This window comes from Caldanaerobacter subterraneus subsp. tengcongensis MB4 (genome assembly GCF_000007085.1).
GTDB lineage: Bacteria > Bacillota > Thermoanaerobacteria > Thermoanaerobacterales > Thermoanaerobacteraceae > Thermoanaerobacter > Thermoanaerobacter subterraneus.
The window spans coordinates 1,875,551-1,890,455 of record NC_003869.1 but is presented as its reverse complement, the minus strand read 5'-3'; the positions used below and the strand labels follow the sequence as shown (position 1 = coordinate 1,890,455).

Sequence of the window (14,905 nt, the reverse complement as noted above, 5' to 3'; positions counted from 1 at the left end):
GCGGTTGAAATGGGTGTAAAAATTGCAATTGTGAATTCTAGCAGTTTCGGGAAGCACTTTCCTGAACACATTGAAAGATTAAAAGCATTAGGGCAGGTAGACAGGTTTGAGCTTCCTCATGACATGAGAGGGAAGGCTCTGGCAGAAAAATTAATGGGCTATTCTATAATAATTGCCAGTGTAAAGCCCTATTATGATAGGGAGTTTTTTGAGTACAAGGATGAAACTCTTTTAATTGCTCGCCATGGCATAGGTTACGATGCTATAGATATAGAAAGTGCGACAAAAAAAGGCACTATAGTCACCATAGTTGAAGGAATAGTTGAAAGAGAAGCTGTGGCAGAAAATGCAGTTGCACTCCTTTTAGATGTGATGAGAAAAGTAAGAGAAGCCTCAATTAAAGTAAAAGAAGGGAAATGGCATGAAAGAGCGAATTTCATAGGGTATGAGATAAAGGGCAAGACTGCGGGGATAATAGGTATTGGCAATATTGGAAGTAGAGTTGCTGAGATATTAAAATACGGCTTTGGGGCGGAAGTTATTGCCTATGATCCAAATCTTTCAAAAGAAGAAATAATAAAGAGAGAAGCTCGTCCTGTGTCTTTAGAGGAGTTATTAAGGTCATCAGACATAATTTCTCTTAATGCTTCATTAAATGAGAGAAATTATCACATGCTGTCTTATAAAGAATTTTCTATGATGAAAAATAATGTATTTATTGTTAACACTGCAAGAGGAGAACTTATAGATACAGAGGCTCTTATAAAAGCCTTAAGGGAAGGGAAAGTCGCCGGGGTTGGACTTGACGTGGTAGAAGGAGAACCTATTGATGAAAATCATCCACTCCTTAAATTTGACAATGTTGTGATAACCCCTCACACTTCTGCCTACACATACGAGTGTTTAAAAGGCATGGGAGATAAAGTTGTTTCAGATGCAGAAAAAGTCCTACGAGGCGAAATACCCGATGGGGTTGTAAATAAAGAGGTGCTGGAGGGGGAGAAATGGAAAAAGATTTGATTCTTTCTGTTGACATAGGGACGACAAACTTAAAAGCAGGTGTGGTGGACGAAAAAGGAAATATTTTAAGCTTGTACAGGAAGGAAACGCCTATTGAAAGAGACAACGAAGGAAAAGCAGAGCACGACCCAGATACCCTTTTTAACGCTTTTGTAGAAGCAGCAGGGGAGGCGGCAAAAGGCTTTGAAGATAGGATTTCCTTAATCGTTCCTTCTTCTTATATGTTTGGCTTAATTCCCATAGATGACAAATTAAATCCTTTAATGGGCATTATGACACTTCTGGATTTGAGGGCGAGAGAAACCTATGAGGAACTTTTAGAAAGAATTGATGTAAAGGAGGTTTACAGAAGGACAGGCTTTACTCCAACTTTTCATGCCCCTTTGTTTAAAATTTACTGGTTAAAAAAGAAAAGAAGTGATATATTTAATAAAACAAGGTTTTTCTTGAGCTCTAAAGATTTTATACTTTTAAAACTTTTAGGAGAACCTTTTACAGAGCCCAGCCTTTCTTCTGCAACTGCTTATATGAATGTAAATACACTTGAATGGGATGACTATGTGCTTGATATTTTAGGGGTTTCTAAAGAAAAACTTCCTCCCATCATGCCTTCAGATAAAATTTTGGCCGATTTGCCCGAACAATCTAAAAAGCTTTTGGGACTAACAAAAGATGTGAAAGTACTTACAGGAGTTTACGATGGAGGAGCGGTGGGAATAGGAATTGGGGCTTTTGAGGAAGAAGTTGGTGCGATAAACATAGGGACTACTGGAATGTTCAGAGTAGCCTATCCTGAACCTGTTTTTGACAAAGAAGAGGCTATGAGGCTTCAAACTTATTATTTATCTTCGGGTAAATGGTTCATTGGGGCTGCTATAAACAATGCAGGAGTTGTACTAAAATGGCTTAGAGACAATATTTTTAACATGCCCTATGAAGAATTAACTCATGAGGCTTCAAAAGAAGATTCTTCAAATCTCTTTTTCCTGCCCTACTTGACAGGTGAAAGGGACAAAGAAATAGGAAATATTGCATCAGGAGTGTTTTTTGGATTAAAGAATATTCACACAAAGGGTCATATGATAAGAGCGGCTATGGAAGGAGTAGCCTTTTCCCTGCGCATGATTTATGAGGCGTTGAAGGACAATAATATAAAGATAAGAGAAATTAGGGCAGGAGGAGGAGCGACAAATTCACCATTCTGGATGGAAATTTTTGCATCGACACTGGGGCTGCCTATTAAAGTCTCTAAAGTAGAAGAACCTGCTCTTGTTGGCTCCGCTATTCTAGGATACTATGTTCTTGGAAGATACAAAGATTTATCTGAAGCTACGAAGGAAATGGTTAGTGTAGAAAATGTTTATATGCCAGACGAAAAAGAGATCAATTATTATGAAAAGAAATTTCAATTTTTCAAAAAATTATCTCGAGAGCTCAAAAGCCTATTCGAAGCTCACAGCAAATTATAAAACAGGAGGTATTAAAAATGAATGAAATAGGGCTGATTGGCTTAGCAGTTATGGGTCAAAATTTAGCTTTAAACATTGCCAGGAAAGGTTATTCCGTATCTGTATTTAACAGAACTTCAGAAAAGACAAAAGAATTCTTAGAAGAAAGAGTAAAAAATGAAAAAATAGAGGGGTATCACGATATAAAATCTTTTGTTGAATCTTTAAAAAAACCTAGAAAAATTATACTTATGGTAAAGGCAGGGAAGCCTGTAGATGATGTTATACAGGAGCTTCTGCCCTATCTTGAAAAAGGTGACCTTATCATTGATGGGGGCAATTCCTATTTTAAAGATACTTCAAGGCGTATAAAAGAATTAAAAGAAAAAGGCATACTCTATTTAGGAATGGGAGTATCGGGAGGAGAGGCAGGAGCATTGCACGGTCCTTCATTAATGCCTGGAGGAAGTATTGAGGCTTATGAAATGGTAAAAGATGTTCTTTTAAAGATTGCAGCACAGACAGAATCAGGTCCTTGCTGTACATATGTAGGAAATGACTCAGCAGGACATTTTGTTAAAATGGTTCACAATGGAATAGAATATGCCATAATGCAGGCAATATCTGAAGTTTACGATATAATGAGAAAAATTTTAAAGTTTTCTCCTGAAGAGATAGGAGATGTATTTGAAAGATGGAATAATGGAGAATTGAACTCTTTCCTAATGGAGATATCCTTCAAGATTATGAGATATAAGGATGAAGAGACAGGAAAACATCTTGTAGATTTGATATTGGATGAAGCAGAACAAAAAGGTACAGGAAAATGGACTTCTCAGACTGCACTGGATTTAGGAATACCAACTCCCTCACTGAGCCTTGCTGTGGAGGCAAGGAGTTTGTCATTCTTTAAAGAAGATAGAGTAAAACTTTCAGGGAAAGTTAAAAAAACATATCCTGATGTAAAATTGGATAAAGAAAAAGTGATAAAAGACTTAGAAAATGCCCTTTTATTTAGCGTATTCACCTCCTTTTCTCAAGGGTTGTGGCTTATACATGAGGCCTCAAAAACTTTTGAGTACAATATTGACCTTCCAGAGGTATTGCGCATATGGAAGGGCGGCTGTATTATAAGGGCAAAGATTTTAGATTTTTTGAGAGAAATATTAAATGAAAACAAAGAAAATGTGAACTTGTTAGACAGCGATAAATCTATTTCATTCCTCATGGATAAGTTGGATTCAATAAGATATGTGACTAACTTAGCAAAAGAATTTTATATCCCAACTCTAGTACTTAGTTCTTCACTTGACTATTTCTTAAGCATGGTTGAAGGTAACCTACCTGCAAACCTGATACAGGCGCAAAGAGATTTCTTTGGAGCCCACACCTATAGAAGAATAGATAAAGAAGGAATTTTCCATACAGAATGGGAGCCAATTGATTAAATGTTGAATTAGTGGGAGTTTCTTGTCCTCCCATTTTCTTTCAACAAAAATTCAATAAAAAAATTTAAAAATCAAGAAGGATTTTTTGGATTTGTGTAGAATATATATTATTAAACACAAGATAATCCACAAAGTAAAGTGGATATATAATAAAAGAAGCAATATTACAAAGCAATTCTAGAAAGGGAGAAGGGATATGCTACTGACAAGGGAAGGTATAAAAGATGTTGAAAAATGGCGGAGTCGAGGCATAAAACTTCCCAACTACGATGTTGAGGAGATTTCAAAAAGAACCAAAGAAAGTCCAATTTGGCTACATTTTGGAGCAGGGAACATTTTTAGAGGATTTATAGCACTTCTACAACAGAATCTTTTAGATAAAGGACTTATTGATAAAGGAATTATAGCAGTGGAGTCATATGATTATGAAATAATTGAAAAAATATATGTTCCTTATGACAATTTAAGTATGCTAGTAGTCATGAACATAGATGGAACACTTGAAATAGAAGTCATAGGCAGTATAAGCGATAAAATAATAGCCGATCCATCACATAGTGATTGGGAAAGATTGAAAAACATCTTTTCGAATCCATCACTGCAGATAGCAAGTTTTACAATAACAGAAAAAGCTTATAACTTAAAAGACTTTTCAGGTGAATATATAAAAGATGTAAAAGAAGACATAGAGGAAGGTCTGGATAAACCTAAACACATCATTTCAAAAGTAACTTCCTTACTCTATGAAAGATACAAAGCAGGAAAATATCCTCTTGCTCTTTTGAGTTTAGACAATTTCTCTGGAAATGGAGAAAGACTTTTCAATTCGATAAAGACTATCGCAGAAGAATGGATAAAAAAAGGTTTTGTTGAAGAGGGATTTTTGAATTACTTAACAGATTCTACAAAAGTATCTTTCCCGCTTAGTATGATAGATAAAATAGTGCCAAGGCCTTCAGAAGAGGTGAAAAAGAAGTTAGAAGACCTTGGCATAGAGAGAATGGACATAATCAAAACCAGTAAAAACACTATAATAGCGCCTTTTGTAAATGCTGAAAAAATACACTACCTAGTGATAGAAGACAAGTTCCCTAATGGCAGGCCTCCATTAGAAGAGGCAGGAGTGATTTTTACAGATAAAGAAACAGTAGAAAAAGTAGAGAGGATGAAAGTGACAACCTGTTTAAATCCTTTGCATACAACATTAGCGATTTTTGGTTGTTTGTTAAATTATAGCACAATAGCAGATGAAATGAAAGATCCATGCCTTAAGAAACTTGTTGAAAAAGTGGGATATGACGAAGGGCTACCTGTAGTTGTTCATCCAGGTGTGTTAGACCCAGAAGAATTCTTAAGAGAAGTAATTGAGGTGAGATTTCCTAATCCGTACATGCCAGACACTCCGCAAAGGATTGCAACAGACACGTCACAAAAGATAGCAATAAGATTTGGAGAGACGATAAAATCCTATAAACAAAGGTCAGATTTAAAAGTGACAGACTTAAAATACATTCCTCTTGTGATAGCAGGATGGTTGAGGTATTTAATGGGTTTAGATGATGAAGGCAATCCAATGACATTAAGCCCAGACCCATTGCTTGAAGATTTAAGGTCTCACATTTCGAACATAAAATTAGGTGATGTAGATTCGGTAAAAGACAATTTAAAACCCATTCTTTCAAATGTAAACATTTTTGGCGTTGACCTTTATGAAGTAGGACTGGGAGAAAGGATAGAAAGTTATTTCAAAGAGTTTATAGAAGGACCAGGTGCAGTGAGAAGAGTATTAGAAAAATATCTTGGATGTAAGGAATGATGGCAATGAGAAAGTTTATGGATGAAGACTTTTTACTCACAAATGAAACAGCAGTGAAATTGTATCATCAATATGCAAAAGATATGTCAATTTATGACTTTCACTGCCATTTAAGTCCAAAAGAAATATATGAGGATAGGAGGTTTAAAAATATCACAGAGGTATGGCTATACGGCGACCATTACAAATGGAGGCTGATGAGAGCTAATGGTATAGATGAAAAATATATTACAGGGGATGCAGATGATTATGAAAAATTTGTTGCCTATGCTAAAACAATACCCATGGCAATAGGAAATCCCGTTTATCACTGGACTCATTTAGAATTGCAGAGATATTTTGGCATATATGACCTTTTAAATGAGAAGACAGCAAAGTCCATTTGGGAAAGAGCAAATGAAGTTATAAGTCAAGAAGATTTTAGTGCTAGAAATATATTGAAAAAATCAAATGTAAAAGTAGTGATAACTACAGATGACCCAGTGGATTCATTAGAATATCACATCAAATTGAAAGAAGAAAAAGATTTTGACATAAAAGTTTTACCTGCTTTCAGACCAGATAAGGGGCTAAATATAGAAAAAGATGATTTTCTCTCGTGGATTAAAAAATTAGAGAGTGCAAGTGGTATAAAAATAACCACATATGATGACTTTCTACAGGCTCTTGAGAAAAGGATAGAATTTTTCCACTCTGTAGGATGTAGAATTTCTGACCATGCCCTAGATTATGTATTTTATCAAAAGACATCAAAACAAGAAGCAGAAAAAGTATTTAAAAAGGTCCTGACGGAACAGCATTTAACAAAAGAAGAAATAGACAGTTTCAAAACATATACAATGATTTTCTTGGGTAAAAAATATGCTGAACTAAACTGGGTAATGCAACTTCACATTGGAGCAATGAGAAACAATAATACTAAGATGTACAGAATTCTTGGACCGGATACAGGATATGATTCCATAGGAGATTTTCCAATTGCTTATTCACTTTCAAGGCTTTTAGATTCTCTTGAAATAGAGGGTGCTCTGCCCAAAACAATTCTATATACACTGAATCCTGCTGCCAATTATGTGATTGCAACGATGATAGGGAATTTTCAAGACGGCAAGATAGCAGGAAAAATGCAATTTGGAGCTGCATGGTGGTTTAATGATAATAAAGATGGAATAAAGGAGCAGTTAAAGACTTTGGCAAATGTAGGATTGCTGGGGAGATTTGTAGGTATGGTGACAGACTCAAGAAGCTTCCTATCCTATGCAAGGCATGAATATTTTAGGAGAATACTTTGCGATTTAATAGGTGAATGGGTAGAAAATGGAGAAGTGCCAAATGATATAGAATTATTAGGCAAAATAGTTCAGGATATTTCATTTAATAATGCGAAAGAGTACATGGGGGTATAAATATCTTAAAACGAAAGAAGTAAAGAAGATGGTAGAAAATGATATAAAGGAGGTGATATACCAAAGAAACATATTCAATACCTAGTTTAAAATGTTTAAGTGATTCTAAGAAAAGAGGGGGAAGTAGGGTTATGAAAAAGTGGAGTAAGCTAATTTATATTGTTGTTTCTTTAATTCTAGTGTTTGCGCTATTTACAAGTGGTTGTTCTTCTAAACAACCAGAGACAAGCCAGGCACCGTCAACCGAACAAAAATCAGAACCTACTCAAAAAGTGACTTTGGATTTTGTATGGTTTACTGACGGAGTAGAAGGGCAAGTAATGAAAGAGATTATTAAAGATTATCAAAAAACACATCCTAATGTAGAGATTAACTTAGTCGAGGTGCCTTACGACGACTTAGAAGCAAAACTAAAAACAATGATTACAGGAGGCAAACCGCCAGCTTTAGCACGTGTTACGAACCCGGGAGCGTTTGCTTCAGCTGCATTAGATTTAACTCCTTATCTTGGAGATAAAGATCAGTTTATGAGTCAATTCCTTGATGGATTGAAATATTATTGCATTGTTGAAGGAAAGCTTATTGCAGCACCAATGGAGGTAACAGCAAATGGCTTGATATACAACAAAACATTATTTGATAAGGCAGGCGTGAAGGTACCCCAGTCTCCAGATGAAGTTTGGACTTGGGATGAATTTGCTAATGCTATTAAAGAAGTAAAAGCTAAAGCAGGAGCAAAATATGGGGTAGTATGGGATCCAACTCCTCACAGATGGACAACTCTGCTTTATGAGTTTGGCGGAAGCATATTTAATAGCGATGCTACAGATACAAACATAAATAAACCAGAAGCTGTAGAGACACTAAATTACTTCAAAAAATTAGTTGATGAAGATATAGTTTCTAAAGCTACATGGTTGGGTGGAGAAAATGCTAATAACATTTTTAGGTCTGGTACAGCTGCAGCTCACTTATCTGGAAGTTGGATGATTTCAAATTACAGAGATACAATTAAGAATTTTGAGTGGGGTGTAACTTATCTACCCAAAGCCAAAATAAGATCTTCAGTCTTGGGTGCGAAGTTTGTAATGGCATTTAAAAATTCAGGTGTAGAAAAGGAAGCAGGAGAGTTTATAAAATATTTGGCTTCTAAAGAAGTGGATGATAAATATGTAAGAGAATCTTTGTTCTTGAGCCCAAGGAAAAATCCAGATGTGACTTATGATTTTGGAACGGAATTCTTTAAGATTTTCAGCAACGAATTGGCTGTATCTCCTCCAGCTGCTTCATACGATTGGTCAAGACAAGATATAATACCTAAGTTTACAAGTGACTTAAAAGAAGCAATCGTTTCTGTATTGCAAGGTAAACAAACAGCTCAACAAGCTTTAGATCATGTTGCAGAGTTAGCAAGACAAGCCATAAAAGAGGCTCAGCAGGGTAAGTAATATACAATAAAATAGGCGGGTAGTGAAAATTAAATTTCATTACCCGCCTATTTTAGATAAATTAAAATAAACAGAGGTGTGAATTGTATGGAAAGAAGTTATACTATGTACAAACTGGAAAAAAAGTTAATTCCATATTTATTTTTATTGCCTAATTTACTTATTTTTGGGATTTTCGTAATTTTCCCAGCGTTTTTCGGGTTGTACTATTCTTTTACTAATTTTGACGGACTTTCAAGAATGGATTTTATAGGATTACAGAATTATATTAATATTTTTCATGACACTCTGTTTTGGCATTCTTTTCTAAGGACAACAATATATGCAGCTATAGTGGTGCCGTTGATATATGTAGGAGCATTAGGAACGGCTATTTTACTTACACAAAAAATTATTTTAAAGGGTATTTTTAGGGCTATTATTTACTGGCCTACAATGGTTTCGTTTATTGTAGTTGGTTTGATATGGAAATGGATTTTTGGAGATAGTTTTGGTATTTTAAATTATTTTTTAGAATTAATTGGTAAACAACCAATTCCGTGGCTATCCAATGGATTTTTTGCTAACATTACGGTAATAATAGCAACTTTGTGGTCAAGAATTGGATTTTATATGGTAATTTTCCTTGCAGCTTTGGAAAGTATACCTACAGTATATTACGAAGCTGCAGATATAGATGGTGCATCTCCAATACGGAAATTCTTTAATATTACACTACCATTATTGAAACCTACAAGTCTTTTAGTAATTATTCTTTCTCTAATAGATGCGTTTAAAGCTTTTCCGTTGATTTTAGCCTTAACAGGAGGAGGTCCTGGCAGAGATACCACATACGTTGTACAGCATATTTATCAATTTGCTTTTATCAAAACAAAAATGGGATATGCAAGTGCAATGTCTGTAATACTATTTCTGGTTATTGCTATACTAACGTGGTTGCAGTTTAGGGTAGGAAGAGGAGGAGAGATATAAATGAGTTTACAAAAAATTACTTCAAAAGCTATAACATATACTTTGCTAACCCTTGTTACTTTATTCTTTCTTATTCCAGTATTATGGGTAGTGTTTTCATCAGTCAAGTCTCCTGTAGAACTATATAAGTGGCCTCCATCATTACTTCCTAAGACAATAACATTCGTAAATTTCGAAACGGCTTTTAAGAAAGGAAACTTTGGATTATATTTTTACAATAGTGCTGTTGTTACAATTGTTTCTACTATAATTACTTTAGTGATTAATACTATGGCTGGATATGCCTTGGCTAAATATAAATTTTACGGTAGAGACTTTATACTTGTAGCTTTTCTTGCAACTCTTATGATACCCTTAGAAATTATTATGATACCTATTTTTGTCGTGATTAGAAGTTTAGGTATGATAAACAGTTTATGGGGGATAATAATTCCTCCAGCTGCTACACCAACGGGTGTTTTCTTAATAAGACAATACCTTTTGGGGGTCCCAGATGAACTTATAGAAGCAGCAAGAATTGATGGAGCTTCTGAATGGAGATTGTTTTGGACAATAATTGTGCCTTTAGCTAAACCTGTTATTTCGGTTTTAGCAATTTTTTCATTTATGTGGAGATGGAATGATTTTCTGTGGCCTTTAATCGTAATAAGTGACCCTCAAAAGTATACTATACAGCTTGCAATTTCTAATTTTATGGGAGAATATAATGTTGATTGGCCAAGTTTACTTGCTATGTCAGTTATTGCTATGATACCAGTTTTAATAGTGTTTTTGATTTTCCAGAGGCAACTAGTTAAAGGTATTGTAACTACGGGATTAAAAGAATAATAATACTTCTAAAGGGGTGATAATCGAAATGAACTACTGTAGAGATGGTGCCATTGTCAGTGAAGATTTTTGGTTTAAACCGATAAAATATGATATTTCTGATAAAAATATTACTGCACAATTTAATGGGAATGGAGGAATAAATTTCTTTAATGTGGCAGGTCTGTGGAGTGTTTTTGTAAAGGATAGCTGGTACAGTGGATGGTCTATTAATGGAGAGAGATTGCCTGGTAATTACAAGAAGAAAGTGATATCGATTGGCAATTATCAAGCTATCTATTATGAAGCATATAAAGGTACTGAAGTATCTATTGAGCAATTCTCAGGAAATGATGGGCAGCTATATATAATGTACAATATAAAAAATAACAATGAAACCGAAGTGAATTTTAACTTACATTTTGGAGCAGAAATTGATCTGGTAGAATTTTATAAATTTTCTCTTTTTGAGGATAAAAACAATTTAAACAAATTAAAATTTATGGTTAAAAATTTAAGATATGCGTTAAAATCGCAACTGCCGTTATCCATGAAACAAGAGGGGAAAGAAATTTTAATTGATTTTGTAGATAAATATATTTTAAAAATAAAAAGTAACTATATTCCTAAAGCTACACGATTTGAAAATATACGCTTTGGCATCTCTTACGAAGTTTCTGTTCGCAGGGATGATACTGTAATTATACCAATTACAATAGAGTTGATAACTAAAGAAAATAAAAATCAGAAAGATATAGAGGAAGATACATGGAAATTCAGTTTAGAAAAAACGAAAAGGCACACTGAATGGCTGGCAACAAGGTTTAAGTCTTCAAATGAATTATTAAACACCTTGTATTCATCTTGTCTTAATGTTTCTTATTCTATGTATAAAGACACGGTTAATGTAAGTAACAAAGGTTTTATAGCAGGAATTGATTATCAAAATCCTCCCCGCACTTATTATAGAGATGGATATTGGACAGTACAAGCTATTTTACCTTATAAACCGGAAATAGTTAAAGAAGAAATCTATACATTGGCTAAAGGTATAGACCAAATAGGACGGGCTCCAAGTGCTGTAATTTTAAAGGATGGGAGTGCTTTTTGGGATGACCATACAGATTCTCCTCTATATTTTGTTATGATGGTTTATGATTATTTAGCTTGGACAGCTGACTATAAAATACTAGAGGATAAAGTAAAAAATACGCGAATTTTAGAAATAATTGATAAGATTATTGAGAATTATCATATTGATTTAGACAATTTATATATAAAACCTTACAACAGAAATGATTGGGTGGATAACGTATATAGAACAGGTTTTGTTGCTTATGATATTTTGCTATACTTAAGAGCAATTGAAAATTACGAAGAAATACTCGAATTAAAAGGTTACACTGAAAAAGCGAAAGAATACGAAAGAAAAGCTGAACTTATTAAAGAAAAGCTTATAGAAATTGTAAATCACTATGGATTTGTAAATTATATGACTGGAGATAAAATTGAGAATAATTTTTCAATAGAGTGGAATCTAGCCATTTTATTCGATTTATTGCCTTTAGATTATCAAGAAAGAATTATAGTTCAAACAGAAGAATTGTTAGAAACTGTTAATAACAAGGAACAGCCTTTTGGCGATTGGGGTATAATGGTTTGTTATCCGTTTTATAAAGATATATACGATTTAGTAGAAAAAACAATGGACCCTTTTAGATATCACAATGGGAGTGACTGGCCATACTGGGATGGGATATATGCCTGGTGCAAACTAAAATTAGGGAAAAGAATTTGGGAATATCCACTTTTAAGGTGGTTTGAATATTCTTTAGAACGAGGATGGTTAACTCCTGTAGAGTATTATAATCCTGTGTTTGGGAAAGGCTCAAATTTACAAGGGTGGAGTTCAACTTCCGCAGCTGCAATGTTACAAGGGGGATTGGGATTTAAACCTTCTTTGAAAAATAAATTTAAATTAAAAATACCGCCGTGGGGAGATTGCGAATTTAGAGGAATAAAGTATAAAGGGAAATTTGTCGATGTGGTTGTGAAAAATAATTCTCTCAAAATATACTGTAATGGTATTGAATGTAAGGAGGAAGAATTGTATGAATAGACTTTCACACAATCTTCATTTATTATCTCACAATAACAATACTTTTATTTTCAAAGCTGAAAATGAGGATATACATGTGTATATATTCATACTTGAAGAGAACATAATTAGAATTTTAGTTCAAGATGGGGAGTTAAAAATACGAAAAACGTGGTGGGTAGCACCCGGCATGAAGGATATTCCTTTGGAGGGGCGAGACAGGTTTGATTTAACCCCTTTTACTTTGCCGCCTTATAAGTGGAATATAAAAGATAATAAATTTGAAGTATGTACTTCAGATTTATTACTTTTGGTAAATTTAAGAGATTTTAATTGCGAATGGTATGTGAAGAGAAATGACAGATGGTATAAAATTGCAGCGGATAGAAAAACACAAAGCTATAATTTTAAAAATTTACTTGGCGATGGTATTTATCATTATATGAGCATACTTGAAAACGAATCTTATTATGGGTTGGGGGAAAAAAGTGGAGATATTGAAAGAAATGGAAGAAGGTTTAGGATGTTCAATATAGATGCATTAGGTTATGACGCAGAAAAAACAGATCCTTTGTATAAGCATATTCCGTTTTATATTGTTCGAAATCACGATTATGGTGTTAGCTTTGGAATATTTTATGATGTTATGTCCCAAGCAATATTTGATTTTGGTGTAGAGAAAGATGGTTACTATGGCCGAGATTACCGTTATTTTAAGGCAGAAGATGGAGATTTAGATTATTACTTTATTTTAGGACCCACACTAGAAAAGGTCGTTACATCCTTTACTTGGTTGACTGGTAAACCTATGTTTCCCCCTAAATGGAGCATAGGGTATTCCGGTTCTTCAATGTCGTATACTGAAGTAGAGAACGCTCAAGAAGCACTTTTGGAATTTCTTAATAAATGTGAAAAGTATGATATTCCAACAAGTTCGTTTCATCTTTCTTCCGGGTATACAAGTAAAGAAGGGAAAAGATATGTATTTAATTGGAATAAAACAAAAATTCCATCTCCCCAGAAACTTACAAATGAGTTTCATGAAAAAGGTGTAAAATTAATAGCAAATGTTAAACCTTTTTTATTAATTGACCATCCTTCTTATGAAGAATTAAAAGATAAGAAGATGTTTATACTTAGTAGAGATAGCATGGTACCACAGATAACTCAGTTATGGGATGATATGGGTTCATATATAGATTTTACGAATTTAGAGGCTTTCAATTGGTGGAAAGAAAAAATAAAATATGCATTGTTAGATTACGGAATTGATGCAGTTTGGAATGATAATAATGAATTCGAAATTATGGATGGGAAAGCAATGGTTAATAATTTTGGCGAAAAAATAAATTTTGAAAAGGTAAGAGCTTTGTTACCACTTCTAATGGCTAAGGCTTCTTTTGAGGCGATGGAAGAGTATAAAAGTTCGAAAAGACCTTTTTTAGTATCACGTTCAGGTTGTCCTGGAATGCAAAGGTATTGCCAAACGTGGACAGGCGATAATTACACTGAATGGAAAACTTTAAGGTATAATCATTATATGGGTCTAGGATTAAGTTTATCAGGTGTATATAATTTTGGGCACGACGTGGGAGGATTTTATGGGCCTGCACCTGATCCAGAGTTATTTTTACGGTGGATTCAATACGGTATTTTTATGCCAAGATTTACTATTCACTCGTGGAATACTGATGGTACAGTTAATGAGCCATGGATGTATCCAGAGATTATAGAAGAGGTGAGGAATCTTATCAAATTTAGATACAAATTAATACCGTACTTTTATCATCTATTTTATGAAGCCCATGAATTTTATCGTCCAATAATTAGGCCTGTTTTCTACGAGTTTGAAGAAGATAAAGAAACTTTCAAATATAGTAAAGATGATTTAATGGTAGGACCTTTTATTCTGTTGACACCTGTGTTTGATAAAGGAGTAAAAGAAAGGAATGTATATCTGCCTTTTACAAAGGATGGATGGGTAGAATACTTAAATCAAAAGGTTTATGAAGGAGGACAATTTGTAAAAATAGAAGTTCCATTTTTACATACCAATTTTTTCATAAAAGGTGGTTCTATAATACCTATAAACGATAGTGAACACAAATTTGGAGAAATATCGGCGGAAAGGAGAGTACTTTGGATAGTTCCTCATATAAATGAGGGTAGAACATTTATAAGATTTTTTGAAGATGATGGTTTTTCTAAGAAGTATTTAGATGGAGAATATGCTTTTATAAATGTAGAACTGAATTCTTATAAAGAGAAAGTAGAAATAAAATTAGAAAAAGAAGGTAGATTTACATTGCCGTATAAGGATTTAAAATTACAATTGCCGCTTTTTGAAAAAAGAAATATAGCTGTATACTTTGCAAATGAAAAAATTTATGAAGGAAATGAAAAAGAAATTATTCTGAAAATTCAAGAGTGAGGTGAAGGAAG

At 33.9% G+C, this 14,905-nt stretch carries 10 protein-coding genes; all 10 read left to right on the top strand.

From position 1 onward, the window contains the following. Positions 1 to 9 precede the first annotated feature (9 nt). The 10 genes from TTE_RS09310 to TTE_RS09265 all read left to right on the top strand — a co-directional run bounded on the left by TTE_RS09310 (position 10) and on the right by TTE_RS09265 (position 14,894). The gene (locus TTE_RS09310; RefSeq protein WP_041587337.1) at positions 10 to 1,020 is read left to right on the top strand and encodes a D-isomer specific 2-hydroxyacid dehydrogenase family protein; all 1,011 of its coding nucleotides are present in this window, start codon (positions 10 to 12) and stop codon (positions 1,018 to 1,020) included. Further along, the gene (locus TTE_RS09305; RefSeq protein ID WP_011026084.1) at positions 1,005 to 2,489 is read left to right on the top strand and encodes a gluconokinase; all 1,485 of its coding nucleotides are present in this window, start codon (positions 1,005 to 1,007) and stop codon (positions 2,487 to 2,489) included. Before TTE_RS09310 ends, TTE_RS09305 begins: the two co-directional genes overlap by 16 nt. 17 nt (positions 2,490 to 2,506) lie before the next feature. Next, positions 2,507 to 3,916 (top strand): NADP-dependent phosphogluconate dehydrogenase, encoded by a 1,410-nt coding sequence (gndA, locus tag TTE_RS09300; RefSeq protein WP_011026083.1) that lies wholly within the window; start codon positions 2,507 to 2,509, stop codon positions 3,914 to 3,916. Between the two features lie 196 nt (positions 3,917 to 4,112). After that, positions 4,113 to 5,732 carry a mannitol dehydrogenase family protein gene (locus TTE_RS09295; protein ID WP_009609968.1) on the top strand — a complete coding sequence of 540 codons (1,620 nt, stop codon included), beginning with the start codon at positions 4,113 to 4,115 and terminating at the stop codon, positions 5,730 to 5,732. Between the two features lie 5 nt (positions 5,733 to 5,737). Continuing rightward, entirely contained in the window at positions 5,738 to 7,138 is a 1,401-nt protein-coding gene (gene uxaC, locus TTE_RS09290) for a glucuronate isomerase (RefSeq protein ID WP_011026082.1), read from the top strand. A gap of 131 nt (positions 7,139 to 7,269) precedes the next feature. Then, positions 7,270 to 8,586 (top strand): ABC transporter substrate-binding protein, encoded by a 1,317-nt coding sequence (locus TTE_RS09285; RefSeq protein ID WP_009609950.1) that lies wholly within the window; start codon positions 7,270 to 7,272, stop codon positions 8,584 to 8,586. Between the two features lie 87 nt (positions 8,587 to 8,673). Continuing rightward, complete coding sequence (locus TTE_RS09280) at positions 8,674 to 9,558, top strand: carbohydrate ABC transporter permease (protein ID WP_009609967.1); 885 nt, start codon at positions 8,674 to 8,676, stop codon at positions 9,556 to 9,558. Next, complete coding sequence (locus tag TTE_RS09275; protein WP_011026081.1) at positions 9,559 to 10,386, top strand: carbohydrate ABC transporter permease; 828 nt, start codon at positions 9,559 to 9,561, stop codon at positions 10,384 to 10,386. Positions 10,387 to 10,414: 28 nt separating this feature from the next. After that, positions 10,415 to 12,484, top strand: coding sequence for an amylo-alpha-1,6-glucosidase (locus tag TTE_RS09270; RefSeq protein ID WP_009609977.1), 2,070 nt, complete (start codon positions 10,415 to 10,417; stop codon positions 12,482 to 12,484). Further along, a complete protein-coding gene (locus TTE_RS09265) occupies positions 12,477 to 14,894 on the top strand; it encodes a TIM-barrel domain-containing protein (RefSeq protein ID WP_011026080.1) in 2,418 nt (805 codons plus the stop codon). The genes TTE_RS09270 and TTE_RS09265 overlap by 8 nt, the downstream gene beginning before the upstream one ends. Positions 14,895 to 14,905 lie beyond the last annotated feature (11 nt).

Bases quoted from the DNA above. Each gene is read 5' to 3' on its own strand.
- TTE_RS09305 (WP_011026084.1), top strand. From the start codon at position 1,005: ATGGAAAAAGATTTGATTCTTTCTGTTGACATAGGGACGACAAACTTA.
- TTE_RS09285 (WP_009609950.1), top strand. From the start codon at position 7,270: ATGAAAAAGTGGAGTAAGCTAATTTATATTGTTGTTTCTTTAATTCTA.
- TTE_RS09310 (WP_041587337.1), top strand. From the start codon at position 10: ATGGGTGTAAAAATTGCAATTGTGAATTCTAGCAGTTTCGGGAAGCAC.
- TTE_RS09295 (WP_009609968.1), top strand. From the start codon at position 4,113: ATGCTACTGACAAGGGAAGGTATAAAAGATGTTGAAAAATGGCGGAGT.
- gndA (WP_011026083.1), top strand. From the start codon at position 2,507: ATGAATGAAATAGGGCTGATTGGCTTAGCAGTTATGGGTCAAAATTTA.
- uxaC (WP_011026082.1), top strand. From the start codon at position 5,738: ATGAGAAAGTTTATGGATGAAGACTTTTTACTCACAAATGAAACAGCA.
- TTE_RS09275 (WP_011026081.1), top strand. From the start codon at position 9,559: ATGAGTTTACAAAAAATTACTTCAAAAGCTATAACATATACTTTGCTA.
- TTE_RS09280 (WP_009609967.1), top strand. From the start codon at position 8,674: ATGGAAAGAAGTTATACTATGTACAAACTGGAAAAAAAGTTAATTCCA.
- TTE_RS09265 (WP_011026080.1), top strand. From the start codon at position 12,477: ATGAATAGACTTTCACACAATCTTCATTTATTATCTCACAATAACAAT.
- TTE_RS09270 (WP_009609977.1), top strand. From the start codon at position 10,415: ATGAACTACTGTAGAGATGGTGCCATTGTCAGTGAAGATTTTTGGTTT.